The following is a 16,173-nucleotide window of genomic DNA, read 5'->3' as shown; positions in this document are numbered from 1 at the left end:
CCCGCCGGAGCGTTCCCTGGGGACGTTCTCAGGAACGGGACCACTGCGGAGGAGCAGAGATGGCGACTGGTGTGGCGAGCGTGTGGGTTCCCGTCGACGACATGGACCGGGCGGTGCACTTCTACGGCGAGGTGCTCGGCCTGACGGTGACCTCGACCGGACCGGACTGGAGCGAGATCGACGCCAACGGCGTGATGCTCGGGCTGAACGCCCGGGAGGGCACGTCCGCCACCGCGGACGGCGGGGCGGTCATCACGTTCCAGCCCGACGGAACCCTCGACGAGGAGGTGTCCCGGCTGATGGCCCAGGGCGTCCGCTTCACCGGGGGGATCAGCGAGCACGACTGGGGTCGCATCGCGCCGTTCAAGGACACCGAGGGCAACGACCTGCAGTTCTACGCCCCGCCCGCCTGAGGGTTCCGTTTCGAGTGGCGGGGCCCCCGGTGCGGGCGCACAGTTCGACCTGAGTTCCACCCGACGACCAGAGGAGTGACCATGCCCGACTTCGGCGACATCACCGAGAAGGCCAGCGACGCCGCGATCGACAAGGCGGGGGACGCGGCCGACGAGAAGACCGGCGGCAAGCACGCCGAGCAGGTCGACAAGGCCCAGGAAGCCGCCGACGGCAAGATCGGCGAGTGAGAACTCCGCTCAGCTGACCGCGAGAGCCCCGGCCGTCCGGCCGGGGCTCTCGTGCGTGGCGTCAGCGGCGGGCCACGGCCACCAGGTACCGGGTCGCGCGGTCGCGGTGGTTGGTGAACGTGCAGTCGGCGGCCGGCCCCAGTTCGAGGCAGTCGCCGGCGCCGAGTTCGTGGCGCCGCCCGTCCTCCACGAGTTCCAGGTCACCGGCCAGGACCCAGACCTGCTGGTGGATGTCGCGGTAGGCGTCGGCGGGATAGGTGATCGAGGCGCCCGGGGGGAGTTCGATCTCGGTCAGCTGCAACGGTCCGCCTGCCAGCGGGGACCGGGAGACCCGGCGGTAGCCCGACGCGGGATCGGTCCAGACGGGCGCCTGGCCGGCGCGCAGCAACCGGCCGCTGTCCTCGCGCGGACGTTCGACGCGCGCGAACAACTCCGACAGGGTCAGCCCGAGCGGGGGGCAGAGGCGTCCCAGCAGTGCCGCCGACGGTTGTGACTCGGCCCGTTCGAGCTTCACGATCGAGGCGCGGGAGACGCCGGAGCCCTCGGCCAGCGCGGCGGTGCTCAACCCGCGGCTCAGCCGGGACGAACGGAGCACCTCGGCGAGTCGCGGGGTGAGTTCGTCGTCGGCCACGATGGGCAGCATAGCGACAGGCATGCGTACTGTGGTGCTCATGTCGACCCCCGAAATCCTGCCCGACCGGGCGCCCGTCCCGGTCCGCACGCCGCCGCCCGGTGCCCACGCCCTCGTCGTCGGTGCGACCGGGATCACCGGGGGCGCCCTGGCGGAACGCCTGATCGCCTCCGGCTGGCGCACCTCGGGCCTGTCGCGCCGCCCGCCCACCGTCGACGGGGTCGAGCACGTCGCCGCGGACCTGTTCTCCCGCGGCGATCTGGAGGAGAAGCTCGCCGGGCTGGCCCCGACCCACGTGTTCATCACGGCGTGGGCGCGCCAGGACACCGAGGCCGAGAACGTCCGGGTCAACGGAGCCATGGTCCGCGACCTGCTCGCGGTGCTCGGCCCGCAGGGTTCGGTGCGCCACGTCGCCCTCGTGACCGGGCTCAAGCACTACCTCGGCCCGTTCGAGGCCTACGGGCAGGGCGACCTGCCCGACACCCCCTTCCTCGAGGACGCCGAACGCCTGCCGGTGGAGAACTTCTACTACGCGCAGGAGGACGAACTCTTCGCCGCCGCAGCGGCTCACGGTTTCGGCTGGTCCGTCCACCGCGCGCACACCGTCGTGGGGTTCGCCGTCGGCAACGCCATGAACCTGGTGCCCACCCTCGGGGCCTACGGCGCGATCGTGCGGGCGAGCGGGCGGAAGTTCACGTTCCCCGGCTCGCTCACCCAGTGGAACGGCGTCGTGGACATCACCGACGCCGACCAGCTGGCCGACCACCAGCTCTGGGCCGCCACCACCCCCGAGGTGGCGGACACCGCGTTCAACGTCGTCAACGGCGACGTCATCCGGTGGCGTCGCCTCTGGCCCCGGCTCGCCGCCCACCTGGGGGTCGAACCGGCCGGGCCGGAGGAGACGCCGCTGCCGTTGGAGCAGCAGATGGCCGACTCGGAACCGGTGTGGGACAGGCTCGTCGCCGAGCACGGCCTGGTCGAACCCGACCTGTCCAAGGTGGCGTCCTGGTGGCACAGCGACAGCGACCTCGGCCGTGACGTCGAGGTGCTGGCCGACATGACCCGCAGCCGGGTCGCCGGGTTCACCGGCTACGTCAGCACCGAGCGGGCGCTGCTGCGCCTGGTCGACCGCTACCGCACGGCGGGCGTCCTGCCGCCGGCCTGAGCCGTCAGGGTTCGAGGTTCTCCAGGTCCGCGAGCAGGCTCGGGTGCACCGGTTCCCAGCCGAGCCCCGCGCGGGTGGCGGCACTCGAGGCGGGCTGGTCCATCGCGAAGATCGGGCCGAACGGACCGAACGTCTCCTCCGGCACCGCGGCGACGGGCAGGCCCAGCCGGCGACCGATCACCGCCGCGATGTCGCGCACCGCGTCACCCTCGTCGGCGACGGCGTGCCAGGCGGTTCCGCCGGGCGCGTCCTCCAGGGCCAGGCGGAACAGCGACGCGGCGTCGCCCGCGTGGACGGCCGGCCAGCGCTGGGTCCCGTCGCCGGGGTAGCCGGCCACCCCGGTACGGCGGGCCGCGTCGGTGAGCATCCCGGCGAAGCCGCCCCGGCCCTGGTCGTGGACCGTGCGCGGCATCCGCACGGCACTGGCCCGCACGCCGCGCTCGGCGAGGCGCAGGATCGCCGTGACGGTCGCGCCGCGACCGCCGACCGGGCCCTCGGTGGGCAGCGGGTCGGCCTCCGTGGACGCCCGTCCCGGGATCCACGGGGTTCCCGAGACCGTGACGAGGGGACGGTCGCTCCCGACGAGCGCCTCGCCGAGCGTGGTCAGCGCGGTGGTCTCCTCGGCGACCCCGGCGATCACGGAGTCGGCGGTGGAGTAGTCGCGGCTGAAGGCGAGCTGGATCACCCCGTCGCTCGCCGCCGCCCCGGCGCGCAGGACGTCGAGGTCGCTCAGCGAGCCGCGCAGGGGTTCGGCGCCCGCGGCCGTGAGGGTGCGGGCGGAGTCCTCGGAACGGGCGAGGGCGAGGACGGTGTGACCGTGGGCCAGCAGTTCGGCCGTGACGGCCGATCCGATCGTTCCGGTTCCGCCGGTGAGGAAGACGCGCACGGGAGGGCCTCTCGAGTGATGGGACTCTTGTCTCATCACCGTACAGCCTGATGGGACAAAAGTCCCGTCACCTATGATGTCGTCATGGCTCGATGGGAACCCGGCGCTCGCGAACGCCTCGTCGTCGCGGCCGTGGACCTGTTCGTCGAGCAGGGCTACGACGCCACGACGGTCGCGCAGATCGCCGACCGGGCCGGGGTCACCAAGAGCACCTTCTTCCGCCACTTCCCGGACAAGCGGGAACTGCTCGTCGCGGGGCAGGAGACGCTGAGCGGCCTGCTGGCCGACGGGATCACCACGGCACCCCCCGAGGCCGCTCCACTGGCGGCCGTCGCCGCGGGTCTCGAACGCGCCTGCGCCGAGATGGGCCCCGCGAACCGCGAACTCGGACCCCGGCTCAAGGCCGCCGTGGCGGCCAGCGCGGAACTGCGGGAGCGGGACGCGCTCAAGAGCGTGGGGATGGCCGCGGCGATGACGGAGGCCCTCGTCGGGCGGGGAGTCCCCTCGACCGCCGCCCACCTGGCCGCCGAGATGGGCGTCATGGCCTTCAAGCTCGGGTACGCCCGGTGGGCCGACGCCGCGCCGGACGAGGCCGGAGGGTTGTGGCCGCACGCGTCCACCGCCCTGGAGGAACTGCGCGCCGCCGGCGCCGCACTCGGTTGACGTGTCCACCGGGGTGAGAGCCCCGTCGAGGAGGAGGAACGAGATGATCGTCCGGGTCGGGGACGACGGGTCCGTCGCGGTCGAGGACGTCGACGTGCTCGACCGGTTCCACGTCGAGGCGTCGGGGCTGACGATGGCGGCGGTCGTCGCGGCCCTGGAGTCGGCCGGAGCCGGCACCGGGCACTCGGCGGAGCAGGTCGCCGTCGAACCCGGGTTCCTGCGCCTCGCCGCGGGGACGTCGGCGTCGGACGACTGGCAGCGGGGTTTCGACGGGATGCTCGGCCACGCCCGGTCCAAGGGCTGGGTGGACGAGGCGAGCCGCCTGCTCGCCCACGTCGAGCACCTCGGCTGACCCCGGGAGGTCCTCCTATCAGCCCGCGGTGGCGGTCGGACGACGTCCCCGGCGCAGCACCAGGACGGTCACCAGGCTGAGCGCCGTGAGCACCGCGCAGACGGCGTAGATCCCGCCGTACCCGCGCGAGGTGCCCGCGCCGAAGGCGATGAGCGGGCCGGAGATCACGGCGCCGACCCGGCGGGTGTTCACGTAGAGGCCCGAGGCCAGCCCCGGGCGCGGGATCACCTGCTGGAAGAGGGTGAGCCCGACCCCGGCGACGACGGCGAAGAAGCAGGCGTTGAGGGCCTGGGCGCACAGGAGCGTGACGGGACCCCCGACGAACGTCATCGCCGCGTAGTACGCGATCCCGGCCAGGCAGCCCGCGACCAGCAACGCGAAGTTCGTGAAGCGCTTCGTCAACCGCGCGACCAGCAGCAGCGCCGGGATCTCCAGACCCGCGGCCAGCCCGAGGGCGGCGCCGGCCCACGCCACCGGCAGACCGAGGTCCCGGGTGGTGAACAGGCTCATGACCGAGACGGCGGCGCTGTTCGTCGCCTGCAGCAGGACGAAGGCCACGACGATGCCGGCCACGGCCGCGCGCGTCGTCGGCTCGTGGTCGTCGGCGGCGCCGGACCTCGTCCCGGGGGTGCGCGAGCGGTCGGCCCGCAGCATCAGCGTCGCCGTCCCGACGGTCAGCGCGGCGACGACGGCCAGCGGGACCAGCACGGCCCGGTCGCCGAACGCGCCGATGACCAGGGTGGCGACCGGGGGACCCGCCACCCAGGCGAACGACGCGATGGCGCGGGTGCCGATGACGTCGGAGGAGCTCGCCCCGGAGTGGCGCAGGTGGGCGAAGAGCAGGGAGTTGCCGACCCCGGCGGGGCCGCCGAGCACGACGAGCGCGACGACGGCGAGGGGGAGGCTGCGGCTGAGTCCGAGCACCACCGCCAGCGCGACGGTCATCACCCCGCAGCCGAGCATCGGCCGCAGGTAGTCACCCCGGCGGTCGGCGTAGGCGGGCACCAGCAGGGAGGCCGCGAAACCGCCGACGTTGTAGAGGGCCAGCACCAACCCCACCTGCCGGGCGTCGGCGTCGTAGAGCGCGACGAGCAGCAGGGCCAGGGCGGGGTTGAGGAAGGCGAACTGCAGACCCCAGAACAGGGCCGCGGAGGGGACGAGCAGGCGGTTCACCGGGTGAGCCTCCTCGCCCGCACCCGGAGTGCCTTCACCGCCCCCCTCGGCGCAGCGGCGGTGCGTCGAGCGCGCAGCTCATCTCGTGCGGGGCGGGTGCCTCGCTCTGGTCGGTGTCGGTGCCGGTGCCGGTGCGCAGCGTCAGTGCAGCCAGCACTCCCCCTGCGGCGCAGACGATCGCGGCGATCACGACGGCCGCGTGGAAACCTCCGAGCAGGGCCACCGGGCGCAGGTAGTCGTCGCCGCTGATGCCGGCGGCGGCGGGGAGCACCGCCACGGCGACGAGGCCCGCGGTCCGGGCGACGACGGTGTTGGTGGCGGAGGCGATCCCCGCCTGCGCGTCCGGCGCGGCGTCCAGCGCGGTCGAGGTCAACGGGGCGACGGTGACGGCCAGCCCGAGCCCGAAGACCAGGACCGCGGGCAGCACCTGCGTCGGGTAGGACCCCGAGGCGTCGAGGCGGGTGAGCAGCAGCAACCCGGCCCCGGCGATCAGCGGCCCCGCGCTCAACTGCAGCCGGGGCCCGCGACGCGCGGCGAGCGCCCCCGACCGCGACGACAGCAGCAGCATGACGACGGTCACCGGCAACAGGGACGTCCCGGCGGCCAGCGGGCTGTAGCCGACAGCGGTCTGCAGCACGACGGGCAGCAGGAAGAACGTCCCGCCCAGCGCGGCGTAGACGACGAACGTCACCGCGTTCACCGCGGAGAACTGCCGTCGGCGGAACAACCCCAGCGGCAGCAACGGGTTCCGCGCCCGGGCCTCGCGGAGCAGGAACGCCCCGAACAGCAGCACCGCAGCCAGCAGGCTCCCCAGGACGGCGGCGGAGGACCACCCCCGGCCGGGACCCTCGACGAGTCCGTAGGTGAGGGCGGCCAGGGTGGCGGTGATCGTCAGCGCGCCGAGCACGTCGAGGCGTCCGTCGACGTGCGGCGCCCGGGACTCCGGCACGTGGCGGGAGGACACCAGCACGACGACGACCGCGACGGGGAGGTTGATGAGGAACAGCCAGCGCCAGGACCCCACCCCGAGGATCCAGCCGCCCAGGAAGGGGCCGACGGCGACGGCGACACCCCCCAGACCCGACCACGCCCCGACGGCCCGGGAGCGGTCCTCCGCGCGGAACGCCGCGTGCAGGACGGCCAGGCTCCCCGGGGTCAGCAACGCGGCACCCACCCCCTGCAACGCCCGGGCGGCGACGAGGACCGGGGCGTCCGGGGCCAGCCCGCACAAGAGCGAGGCCAGCGCGAACCACACGACCCCGACCTGGAACACCCGTCGTCGCCCGAAGCGGTCACCGAGGCCACCGCCGAGCAGCAGCAGACCGGCCAGGGTGAGGGTGTAGCCGTTGACGACCCCCTGCAGCGCGGCGAGGTCGACGTGCAGCTCCCGCCCGATGGTGGGCAGGGCGACCCCGACGACGCTGGCGTCCAGCGAGGCCAGTCCCGACCCGAGGATCGTGGTGAGCAGGATCCAGCGCCCGGGACCGCTCGCGTACGCGACGCCGACCCCGGCCGGCGAGGACTCGGTCACGACCCACCTCCTCCGGCCCCGTCCAGGGCGTCGTCCAGGGAAACGCCGCCAGCATGTCAGGACGAGCCCGGCGGCGGACGCTCGTCGGCAGCGTTGTCGGACCCCGCCCCGGTTACGTTGACCGGGTGAGCGAGGACACGCCCGGACGGGCGCTGCGGGCCGTGCTGGACGCCGCCGAGGACGCGGCACCGGTGGACGCCGTCGAGGCCGTCACCGAACGGCTGGGTGCGGTCCTCGGCGCCACCGACGTCTCGTTCCTCATGAGCGACCTCACCGGGCGGGCCCTCGTCCGCCTGGGGGACCCGTCCCGGGCGGGGTCCTCGCCCCTGCCGCTGCAGGCCCACGCCCCGGCGAGCGAGGCGATCCGGACCCAGACGGTCCGGGTGCTGCCGCTGGAGGGGGACCGGGACCGCTGGCAGGTCCACGCCCCCGTGACCGAACGGGGCGAGGTCGTCGGACTGCTCCAGCTCACCCTGCCCGGGGAGCCCGACGCCGCGACGGTGGCGGAGGTCCGGGCCACGGCGCACGCCCTCGCCTTCGTCGTCATCGCGAACCGGCGCCACACCGACCTCTTCGAGTGGAGTCAGCGCAGCACGCCGTTCACCCTCTCCGCCGAGATCCAGCGCCGGCTGCTGCCCGCGGCCTCCACGTGCGAGGCGTCCTCGTTCAGCCTGGCCGGCTGGCTCGAACCGGCCGCCAGCGTCGGCGGGGACACGTTCGACTACAGCGTGGCGCGCGACGTGCTCCACCTCAGCCTCACCGACGCGATGGGCCACGGCGTGGGCGCGGCGCTGACGGCCACCCTGTGCGTCAACGCGTTGCGCCTGGCGCGGCGCGGTGGGGCGGGTCTGGTCGAGATGGCGCAGGCGGCCGACGCGGCGCTCCTCGAGCACGACGGTCCCGGACCACAGCCCTCCGAGGGTTTCGTGACGGGGATCCTCGGACGTCTCGACCTGCGGACGGGCGTCCTCAGCCTGGTCAACGCCGGCCACGTCCAGCCCCTGCTCGTGCGGGCCGGGAAGGTGGTCGAACTGGGCCTCGCGGCGGACCTCCCCTTCGGCCTCCTCCCGGGCAGCGGCTACCGCGCGAGCGAGGTGACGCTGCGGCCCGGGGACCGGATCGTGCTGCTGACCGACGGCATGCTCGAGCGCAACGCGGAACACCTGGACCTGGACGCCCAGGTGGCGGCCGCCGCGCCCCTGCACGTCCGCGAGGCCGTCCGCGCGCTGGCGGACGCCGTCCTGCGCCAGACCGGCGGAACGCTGGAGGACGACGCGACGATCCTCGTCGTCGACTGGTTCGGGGACCACGCCAGCCCCCGGTCCACCTCGGCCGGGGCCGACACCGCGCGCGCCAGCCACACCCTCGAGGGAGGTCCTCAAGGACGCGCCCCGCGCTGACGAAGCACCCTCGTGCACCTCTTGCCGCAGAACCGTCCCTCGTGAGCGCCGTCCTCGCCCTCCTCGCCAGCGTGCTGTGGGGCACGTCGGACTTCCTGGGGGGCAGCGTCAGCCGACGGCTGCGGGCCGTCCAGGTGCTCGCCGTCTCCCAGGTCCTCTCGGCGCTGGTCCTGCTGGTCGTCCTCGTGGCGACGGGTCAGGTCTCCGCCCCGGACGGGAACTGGATCGGCTGGTCGGTCCTGGCCGGCGTGACGTGGGCCGCGGCGATGGGCGCGCTCTACACGGCGCTCGCCATCGGGACCATGGGCGTCGTCGCCCCCATCGCCTCCTGCGGCATGCTCGTCCCCTTCGTCATCTCGGTGGCCGGCGGTGAACGACCCGCGACGCTGCAGGTGCTGGGAGCGGCGCTCGCGATCCTCGGCGTCGTCGCCACCGCCGGACCGGACGTCACGGCCGCGAAGAAGGGGCAGGGCCGGGCGATCACCCTCGCCCTGCTCGCCGCGGTGCTCTTCGGCGTCGAGATCTACGCCCTGGCCCGGGGGAGCGAGGTCTCCGTGCCGGGTTCCCTGCTCGGCATGCGGCTCTCCTCGGTCGTCGTGGTCCTCGGGGTGGCGCTGGCGAAGCGACGGCAGTCGCCACCGGTCGTCCGGGGCGACCTGCCTCCGCTGCTGGGCCTCGGGGTCCTCGACCTCGCCGCGACGGCCGCCTACGCGGTGGCCTCCAGCAGCGGACTGGTCAGCGTCGTCGCCGTCCTGGCCTCGCTCTACCCGGCCGTGACCCTGCTGCTGGCGCGCCGGTTCCACGGCGAGCGACTGAGTGGCGTCCAGTCCGGTGGGGTCGTGGTGGTCCTCGTGGGTGCCGCCTTCTGCGCCCTGGGCTGACACCTGTGCAGCGAGGCACCCGTTCGGCGGGTCGAGGTGGGGGCCCGGGGCACCGACAACTCCTGTGACCCCAGGAGGACCTCGTGTTCGTTCGACGCGGGCAGACCCGGCCCACGCTGACGCGTTGGTCGCTGCCGTTGCACGCCGTGCTGCTCAGCCCACCCCTCGCCTTCGCCCTCTCGACGATCCCGGGGGTCCGACCCCACGAGGGGTACTCGTTCCTGCTCGACGGGCTGCTGAACAACCTCGCCTACGAGTCGGCCGCGGCGCTCTGCCTCCTCCGCACCCTGCAGATCCAGGGCTCCCGGCGGGGCGGGTACCTGCTGAGCGCGGCCCTGGCGGTCTACGGTTCCGGCAACGTGTACTGGACGATCTTCGTCCGTCCCCTGGCCGACCAGCCCTACCCCTCCGGGGCCGACGTGGGGTTCCTCCTGTTCTACCCCTCGATCTTCGTCCTGCTCATCCTGCTCGCCCAGCGCCGCGACGCGCGGCACGCGCGCAGCCTGTGGCTGGACGGGGTCGTCGGCGGCCTCGCGGTCGGCGCCGTCGCCGCGGCCGCGGTGATCGGTCCCATCGTCTCCGCCTCCGGCTCGTGGGCGGCGGTCGCGACGACGTCGGCCTACCCCGCGCTCGACCTGGTCCTGCTCCTCGTCCTCGCCGCGGTCCTCTCCCTCCACGGCTGGCGCCCGCCGAAGGGGTTGTGGCTGCTGGCGGCGGGACTCGTGGTGTTCGTCGTCGCCGACCTCGCCTACCTGTTCTCCACCGCCCAGGGCACCTACACCCCCGGCGGTCCCACCGACGGGGTCTGGGTCCTCGGCGTCGTCCTCATGGGTTTCACCCCCGGCTGGCCCTCCGCGCCCAGCGGTCCGCGACTGCCCGGGTGGGCGCTGCTCTCGATCCCGGTCCTCTCCACCCTCGTCGCCCTCGCCGTGTTCGTCGTCGACCACCTGCACCCCCTGCACCCGGTCGCGGTCGCCCTCGCCGCCGCCGTCGTCCTCAGCGCGCTGGGCCGGCTGCTCTTCACCTTCCGCGAGGTCACCCGCCTCGCCGAGCACCGCGAACTCGCGCTGACGGACGAACTCACCGGCCTCGGCAACCGCCGGGCCCTGTACCGGCGCACGCCGGAACTCCTGGCCGCGGCCGGACCCGACACGCCCGTGGCCCTGCTGCTGCTCGACCTCGACGGTTTCAAGGAGGTCAACGACAGCCTGGGTCACCAGGCCGGCGACTCCCTGCTGCGCGACGTCGCCCGGCGCCTGCGCGAGGTCGCCGACGCCCCGGACACCGTCGTGACCCGCCTGGGCGGTGACGAGTTCGCCATTGCACGGATCGGGGCCGGGCTCGCGCCCGCCCAGGAACTGGCCGACGCCATCCACACGTCGCTGATGCAGGCGTACACCCTCGAAGGGGTGCAGGTCCGGGCCCGCACGAGCATCGGGATCTCCGTCCTGCCGGTGGGTTCCGCGGAACTCCCCACCCTGCTGCGCCAGGCCGACGTCGCGATGTACCACGCGAAGACCCGCCACCTCGGCACGTTCGCCTACACCGCCGACGTCGACGAGTTCGCGTCGGGGGAGCGGTTGGAGACCGCGGAACTCCTCCGCGCCGACATCGCCGCGCGCCGCCTCCTCCTGCACTACCAGCCGAAGGTCGACGTCGCGACGGGCGCCGTGGACAGCGTCGAGGCGCTCGTCCGCTGGCAGCACCCGCGGCGCGGCCTGCTGATGCCGGACGCGTTCCTCCCGGTCGTGGAGACCGCGGGGCTGATGGAGGACCTGACCCGCGCCGTGCTCGAGCAGGCCCTCGACCAGGCCGCCGTGTGGTGGCGGGCCGGGAAACCCCTCGCGATCGCGGTGAACCTCTCCGCGTCGTCGTTGGGGGACCAGGACCTGCCCGACCGGGTCTCGAAACTGCTGACCGAACGACAGCTGCCGGCGAGACTGCTGGAGATCGAGATCACCGAGGACTTCCTCATGGTGGACCGCGAACGGGCCCAGGGGATCCTCGAAGGGTTGCGCGCCAGAGGCATCCGGGTCGCCGTCGACGACTACGGCACCGGGTACTCCTCGCTGGCCTACCTGCGGGAACTGCCCATCGACGACCTCAAGCTCGACAAGTCCTTCCTCACCGACCTCGTGGGGGACACCCGGGCGCTCGCGATCGTCCAGTCGACGATCATGCTCGCGCACTCCCTCGGCCTGCGGCTGGTGGCCGAGGGCGTCGAGGACGAGGCGACGAGCCGGGAACTCGCCGCCGCCGGGTGCGACGTCCTGCAGGGCTGGCTCTACGCCAAGGCCCTCCCCGCGCACGAACTCGAACGGTGGCTGACCGAGCACGACCCGGCCACCGTTCCCAGCCACCCGCTCACCACGCCCGTCCTGACCGCTTCTCCTGGAGGTTCCTCGTGACCACGTCGTCGGTGCGCCGGCTCGCACCCGACCACACCGTGCTGGAAGGCCGCGCCGAGGTGGCCGCGCACCTGGCGCGTTCCCACGACCTGCACGGCCGTCCGGGAACTCCCGCCACGGCCACCACGGCCTGGTTGCGCAGGGTCCTCGACGTCGCGCCGCCCGCCTCGGTCTGGGCCGTGCACGTCCGGCAGGGGCAGGACGAGGCGGCCGTCGTCGTCGTCGACCGCGTGCACGACAGCGGCCGGGTCAGCGAACTCCTCGCGGGGGGCGGCGGGTACGCCGCCTCCTTCCCGGCCACGTCCCCGGAGGTCGCCGACCGGCTCGGGGTGGTCCTGGCGGAAGAGGCACGGCGCCGGGGGAGCGAACTGCACCTGGCCGAACTGCCCGACGACCCGCGCGTGCACGCCCTGGCCGCCGGGGCCGGGGCCCGGCTGCTCGACCTGGCCCCGGTGCCCTTCGTGCTGCGCCCGCAGGACGGCGCCCCGCTGGTGAGCGGGGGGATGCGGAAGAACCTGCGCAAGACCCACAACCGGATCGTCCACGACGGGGTGCACCTCGAGTTCGAGTTCAGCGACGACGCGGCGACGTTCGAGGCGACGCTGCCCGACCTCGAGGCGGCCTACCGGGACCGCGACGCGGCGCACGGCCTCGTGTGCGCGCTGGACACCCCGTCCGGACGCGACACCTGGCGGCACCGGCTGGCCGCGCTGGGCGACCTCGGCCGGCGTGAACTCGCGGTCCTGCGCCTCGACGGCGACCTCGCGGCCTACGTCGTGGGCGTCCGGGACGGGGCGCGCTACGGCGTGTTCGAGGGGCGGTTCGTGACCCGCTGGGCGCGCTACTCGCCGGGTCGGTTGCTGGAGCACGAGGTCCTGGTCCGGGCGTTCGCCGAGCACGGGGCCGAGCTGCTGGACTGGATGACCGGGGTCGCCCCGGAGACGCTGCTGGCCGTCACCGGTTCCGAGCGGCGGTTGGTGCTCCGCGGCTGGTGACCGTCACCCCGGGGTTGCGGGGGCCACCCGGCGGCGGAGACTGACGGACATGGAAACCCTCGAGGTGGCCGGGCTCGGCCCGGTCTCGCGCGTCGGGCTGGGCACGTGGCAGTTCGGCTCGCGGGAGTGGGGCTACGGCACGCAGTACGCCGACGGTCCCGCGGGTGAGATCGTGCGCCGGGCCCTGGAACTCGGGGTGACCCTCTTCGACACGGCCGAGGTCTACGCCTTCGGGCGCAGCGAACGGATCCTGGGTGACGCGCTCGGGGGAAGCCGTCGCGACGTCGTCGTCGCGAGCAAGGTCTTCCCGGTCCTGCCGCTGCCCGCCGTCGTCCACCAGCGGGCGGTGGCGAGCGCGCGCCGTCTCGGTCTCGACCGGATCCCGCTCTACCAGGTGCACCAGGCGAACCCGGTCTTCCCGGACACCGTCGTCATGCCCGGCCTGCAGCGTCTGCTGGCCGAAGGACGCATCGGCGCCGTGGGGGTCTCGAACTACTCCCTCGCGCGCTGGCGGCAGGCGGACCGGGCGCTCGGCGTCCCGGTGGTCAGCAACCAGGTGCAGTTCTCCCTGGCCCACCCCGGGCCGCTGGCGGACCTGGTGCCCTTCGCCGCGGCGAACGACCGGATCGTCATCGCCTACAGCCCGCTGGCGCAGGGGCTGCTGGGTGGGAGGTACTCCGAGGCGAACCGCCCCGGTGGGGTCCGGGCGGCGAACCCGTTGTTCGCGGTCGACAACCTGCGGCGCGCCCAGCCGCTGCTCGACACCCTGCGCGAGGTCGCGGCCGGGCACGGGGTCCGCCCGGCCCAGGCGGCGCTGGCCTGGCTGGTGGCCCAACCCCGGGTGGTCGTGATCCCGGGGGCCTCCAGCGTCGAGCAGCTGGAGTTCAACGTCGAGGCCGCGCAGGTCCGGCTGGAACCCGCGGCGCTGGCGGCCCTGACCGAGGCGGCGCGCTCGTTCAACCCGGCGTCGCCGGTGCGTCTGCTGCGCGACGCGGGGATCGCCCGGCTGGCGGGCGCGGCCGCGCGCGGAACGCGCTGACGGCGCCGCACGCCCCGTCGTGCAGCGGGTGACCGGACCGGACTCCCGGGCCGCGGGCGGGCTCGCCCTCGCCGGGCTCTCCGCGGTCGGCTTCTCGCTCTCCGGCCCGTGGGCGCGGCCTCCTCGACAGCGGCTGGAGCCCCGGCGCCGCAACGTCCTCGCCTCGGGTCCCGCCTCGCCTCGTTCGTCGCCCTGCTCGAGGTGGTCTCGGCCGTCGTGCTGGCCTGGATCCTCCTCGACGAACTGCCCCGGGGGATCCAGCTCGCCGGCGGGGCGCTGGTCCGCACCGGCGTCGTCGTGGTCCGCGCGGGGGAGCGAGCGGCCCCGCCGGCCCCGCCGGCGACCGCCTGAGGGTCAGGCGACCGCGGGAACCACCGCGCTGCCGAGCAGTTCGATGCTGCGCATCAGGCTCGCGTGCGAGGTCTGCGGGTTGGTCATCTGCAGCGAGATGCGTTCCACCCCGCCGAGCGACGCCGCGATCCGGGTGAGCTTCCCGGCCACCGTGTCGGGGTCGCCGATGACGAAGGCCCCCTCGGGTCCGGCCTGCTGCTCGAACTGGGCCCGGTTCGGCGGGGCGAAACCCCGTTCCCGCCCGATGCGGCCCATCATCTCGAACCAGCCGGGGAAGAACGCGTCCCGGGCCGCCGCGGAGGTGTGGTCGACGAACCCCGGCAGGTGCAGGGCCACCCGCAGGGTCTCGGGGGCGTGCCCGGCCTCGGCACCGGCGCGGCGGTAGAGGTCGACGAGCGGGCGGAACCGGGCCGGTTCACCGCCGATGATGGCGACCACCAGGGGCAGCCCGAGGAGCCCCGCGCGGACGAAGGACTCCGGGGTCCCCCCGACCCCCACCCACACGGGCAGCGGGTGCTGCACCGGACGCGGGTAGACGCCCTGGTCGAGCAGTTCCGGGCGGTGGCGGCCGGACCAGGTCACCTTCTCGGAGGCGCGCAGCCGCAGCAGCAGGTCGAGCTTCTCCTCGAACAGGGAGGCGTAGTCGCGCAGGTCGAGACCGAACAACGGGTAGGCCTCGGTGAACGAACCCCGGCCGACGACGAGGTCGGTGCGGCCGTGGGCGATGAGGTCGAGGGTGGAGAACTCCTGGAACACCCGGACCGGGTCCGCGGCGCTGAGGACCAGGACGGCGCTGGCGAGGCGGATGCGGGTGGTGCGCGCGGCGGCCGCGGCCAGCACCACGACGGGGGCCGAGTCGTAGAACTCGGGTCGGTGGTGCTCGCCGATCCCGAAGGCGTGGACCCCGGACTGGTCGGCGAGGACGATCTCGTCGAGGAGGTCCTGCATCCGCTCCTCCGGCCCGACCACCTGACCGGTCGCCGGGTCGGTGATGGCCGAGACGAAGTTGTCGACTCCGACGTGCATGGGCGGTTCTCCTCGGGGTGGGCCGGTCCCCACCGTACGACGCCCCTCCGGACCGTCAGGCGGGGTGTGCGTCGAGCCAGTCCGGCCGGGGCGCCGACCCGGTGCGGAACCGGGCCGCCTCCTCCGAGGGGCTGAACCGGCCGAGGGTCAGGTGCAGCGCCCGCAGCTCCCACCGGGCGCGGAGGAGACGGGCCCGGGCCGCGGGCGAGCGGTCACCCCGGCCGGGGACCCCGGCGAAGCGCGCCACCGACGGGGAGACCACCAGCTGCGCCGCCCGCCCCAGCTCGGCGTAGAAACCTCGTTCGACGCGGTTCAGACCGCTCGGGTCGGCGATGAAACCCAGCAGCTCCGCCGGCACCGGTTCCAGGTGCGGTTCCAGCTCCCGCAGGGCCTCCGCCAGCCCGGCCCGCGAGGACGGGAGGTCCTCCGCCCCGAGCGCCCGGGCACTGCGCGCCCAGTCCGCGACGTAGTCGTCGCCCCAGGCCCGGCCGAACCGCGGTGCGAGGTCCTGCCCGACGGCGGTCTGCGCGGCCAGGAAGGCGTCGGTGAAGGTCAGGTGGACCCAGCGCAGCAGTTCCGGGTCGGACGCCGAGTAGGCCCGGCCCGCGGCCGTCGTGCCGCGCACCCGTTCGTGCATCGCCCGCACCCGGCCGGCCTCGCGCTCGGCGAGCTCCGCCGAGCCGAACGTCGTCAGCACCAGCCAGCGGGCCGTCCCGGCGAGCCGGGCCCACGGGTCGCTGCGGTAGGAGGAGTGACGCTGCACCCCCGCCGAGGCCAGCGGGTGCGCGCCCTGCCCGAGCAGGGCCGCGATCCCGCCGACGAGGGTCGAGAGGTCGCCGTGGACCCGCCAGACCACGCCCTCGGGGTCGAACCACCCGGGCCCGGTCCCGACGAGGGCGATGTCGCGCACCCAGTCCGGTACCCCGGTGGGATCGCCGGAGACGCGGCTGCGGAAGGCCTGACGAACGCGCCGGGCGAGGTCGGAGGTGGGGCGCGAGGGGTCTCGCAGGGCGGGCACCCCGACAGCCTCA

At 74.3% G+C, this 16,173-nt stretch carries 17 protein-coding genes; 11 read left to right on the top strand and 6 right to left on the bottom strand.

The genetic code is table 11. The features are described 5' to 3' along the window. Positions 1 to 59 precede the first annotated feature (59 nt). Positions 60 to 413 (top strand): VOC family protein, encoded by a 354-nt coding sequence (locus OG218_RS08055; protein WP_328292690.1) that lies wholly within the window; start codon positions 60 to 62, stop codon positions 411 to 413. An 81-nt stretch (positions 414 to 494) separates the two neighbouring features. Next, entirely contained in the window at positions 495 to 641 is a 147-nt protein-coding gene (locus OG218_RS08050) for an antitoxin (protein ID WP_328292689.1), read from the top strand. A 61-nt stretch (positions 642 to 702) separates the two neighbouring features. On the opposite strand, the gene OG218_RS08045 is transcribed toward OG218_RS08050, so the two are convergent. Further along, on the bottom strand, positions 703 to 1,296 hold the full coding sequence (locus OG218_RS08045) for a helix-turn-helix domain-containing protein (RefSeq protein ID WP_328292688.1): 594 nt from the start codon (positions 1,294 to 1,296) through the stop codon (positions 703 to 705). 16 nt (positions 1,297 to 1,312) lie between these two features. On the opposite strand from OG218_RS08045, the gene OG218_RS08040 reads away from it, so the two are divergent. Further along, complete coding sequence (locus OG218_RS08040; protein WP_328292687.1) at positions 1,313 to 2,437, top strand: SDR family oxidoreductase; 1,125 nt, start codon at positions 1,313 to 1,315, stop codon at positions 2,435 to 2,437. Positions 2,438 to 2,441: 4 nt separating this feature from the next. On the opposite strand, the gene OG218_RS08035 is transcribed toward OG218_RS08040, so the two are convergent. Next, a complete protein-coding gene (locus OG218_RS08035; protein WP_328292686.1) occupies positions 2,442 to 3,323 on the bottom strand; it encodes an SDR family oxidoreductase in 882 nt (293 codons plus the stop codon). Positions 3,324 to 3,407: 84 nt separating this feature from the next. Between OG218_RS08035 and OG218_RS08030 the strand changes: the two genes are divergently transcribed. After that, a complete protein-coding gene (locus tag OG218_RS08030) occupies positions 3,408 to 3,986 on the top strand; it encodes a TetR/AcrR family transcriptional regulator (RefSeq protein ID WP_328292685.1) in 579 nt (192 codons plus the stop codon). Positions 3,987 to 4,029: 43 nt separating this feature from the next. Further along, the gene (locus tag OG218_RS08025) at positions 4,030 to 4,338 is read left to right on the top strand and encodes a hypothetical protein (protein WP_328292684.1); all 309 of its coding nucleotides are present in this window, start codon (positions 4,030 to 4,032) and stop codon (positions 4,336 to 4,338) included. Positions 4,339 to 4,356: 18 nt separating this feature from the next. Here the strand turns inward: OG218_RS08025 and OG218_RS08020 are convergent, their stop codons facing one another. Then, entirely contained in the window at positions 4,357 to 5,511 is a 1,155-nt protein-coding gene (locus OG218_RS08020) for an MFS transporter (RefSeq protein WP_328292683.1), read from the bottom strand. 34 nt (positions 5,512 to 5,545) lie between these two features. Further along, positions 5,546 to 7,042, bottom strand: a complete 1,497-nt coding sequence (locus OG218_RS08015; protein ID WP_328292682.1) for a DHA2 family efflux MFS transporter permease subunit — start codon at positions 7,040 to 7,042, stop codon at positions 5,546 to 5,548. A 125-nt stretch (positions 7,043 to 7,167) separates the two neighbouring features. On the opposite strand from OG218_RS08015, the gene OG218_RS08010 reads away from it, so the two are divergent. The 6 genes from OG218_RS08010 to OG218_RS07985 all read left to right on the top strand — a co-directional run bounded on the left by OG218_RS08010 (position 7,168) and on the right by OG218_RS07985 (position 14,116). Continuing rightward, positions 7,168 to 8,442, top strand: coding sequence for a PP2C family protein-serine/threonine phosphatase (locus tag OG218_RS08010; protein WP_328292681.1), 1,275 nt, complete (start codon positions 7,168 to 7,170; stop codon positions 8,440 to 8,442). A gap of 41 nt (positions 8,443 to 8,483) precedes the next feature. Beyond that, the gene (locus tag OG218_RS08005; RefSeq protein ID WP_328292680.1) at positions 8,484 to 9,323 is read left to right on the top strand and encodes an EamA family transporter; all 840 of its coding nucleotides are present in this window, start codon (positions 8,484 to 8,486) and stop codon (positions 9,321 to 9,323) included. An 83-nt stretch (positions 9,324 to 9,406) separates the two neighbouring features. After that, positions 9,407 to 11,731, top strand: a complete 2,325-nt coding sequence (locus OG218_RS08000; protein WP_328292679.1) for a putative bifunctional diguanylate cyclase/phosphodiesterase — start codon at positions 9,407 to 9,409, stop codon at positions 11,729 to 11,731. Further along, a complete protein-coding gene (locus tag OG218_RS07995; protein ID WP_328292678.1) occupies positions 11,728 to 12,726 on the top strand; it encodes a GNAT family N-acetyltransferase in 999 nt (332 codons plus the stop codon). Before OG218_RS08000 ends, OG218_RS07995 begins: the two co-directional genes overlap by 4 nt. A 49-nt stretch (positions 12,727 to 12,775) precedes the next feature. Further along, complete coding sequence (locus OG218_RS07990) at positions 12,776 to 13,765, top strand: aldo/keto reductase (RefSeq protein ID WP_328292677.1); 990 nt, start codon at positions 12,776 to 12,778, stop codon at positions 13,763 to 13,765. 108 nt (positions 13,766 to 13,873) lie between these two features. Continuing rightward, the gene (locus OG218_RS07985) at positions 13,874 to 14,116 is read left to right on the top strand and encodes a hypothetical protein (RefSeq protein WP_328292676.1); all 243 of its coding nucleotides are present in this window, start codon (positions 13,874 to 13,876) and stop codon (positions 14,114 to 14,116) included. A 3-nt stretch (positions 14,117 to 14,119) separates the two neighbouring features. Here the strand turns inward: OG218_RS07985 and OG218_RS07980 are convergent, their stop codons facing one another. Both OG218_RS07980 and OG218_RS07975 read right to left on the bottom strand, forming a co-directional pair. Then, positions 14,120 to 15,142: an Atu2307/SP_0267 family LLM class monooxygenase gene (locus tag OG218_RS07980; protein WP_328292675.1), complete on the bottom strand. Its 1,023-nt coding sequence runs from the start codon at positions 15,140 to 15,142 to the stop codon at positions 14,120 to 14,122. Between the two features lie 55 nt (positions 15,143 to 15,197). Then, positions 15,198 to 16,160: an oxygenase MpaB family protein gene (locus tag OG218_RS07975; RefSeq protein ID WP_328292674.1), complete on the bottom strand. Its 963-nt coding sequence runs from the start codon at positions 16,158 to 16,160 to the stop codon at positions 15,198 to 15,200. Between the last annotated feature and the right edge of the window lie 13 nt (positions 16,161 to 16,173).

This window comes from Kineococcus sp. NBC_00420, from assembly GCF_036021035.1.
Classification (GTDB): domain Bacteria; phylum Actinomycetota; class Actinomycetes; order Actinomycetales; family Kineococcaceae; genus Kineococcus.
This window is presented reverse-complemented; position numbering and strand designations above follow the sequence as displayed.

Coding starts and splice junctions, on each gene's coding strand:
- OG218_RS08040 (WP_328292687.1), top strand. CDS start 1,313: ATGTCGACCCCCGAAATCCTGCCCGACCGGGCGCCCGTCCCGGTCCGC.
- OG218_RS08045 (WP_328292688.1), bottom strand. CDS start 1,296: ATGCCTGTCGCTATGCTGCCCATCGTGGCCGACGACGAACTCACCCCG.
- OG218_RS08055 (WP_328292690.1), top strand. CDS start 60: ATGGCGACTGGTGTGGCGAGCGTGTGGGTTCCCGTCGACGACATGGAC.
- OG218_RS07980 (WP_328292675.1), bottom strand. CDS start 15,142: ATGCACGTCGGAGTCGACAACTTCGTCTCGGCCATCACCGACCCGGCG.
- OG218_RS07990 (WP_328292677.1), top strand. CDS start 12,776: ATGGAAACCCTCGAGGTGGCCGGGCTCGGCCCGGTCTCGCGCGTCGGG.
- OG218_RS08030 (WP_328292685.1), top strand. CDS start 3,408: ATGGCTCGATGGGAACCCGGCGCTCGCGAACGCCTCGTCGTCGCGGCC.
- OG218_RS08050 (WP_328292689.1), top strand. CDS start 495: ATGCCCGACTTCGGCGACATCACCGAGAAGGCCAGCGACGCCGCGATC.
- OG218_RS08025 (WP_328292684.1), top strand. CDS start 4,030: ATGATCGTCCGGGTCGGGGACGACGGGTCCGTCGCGGTCGAGGACGTC.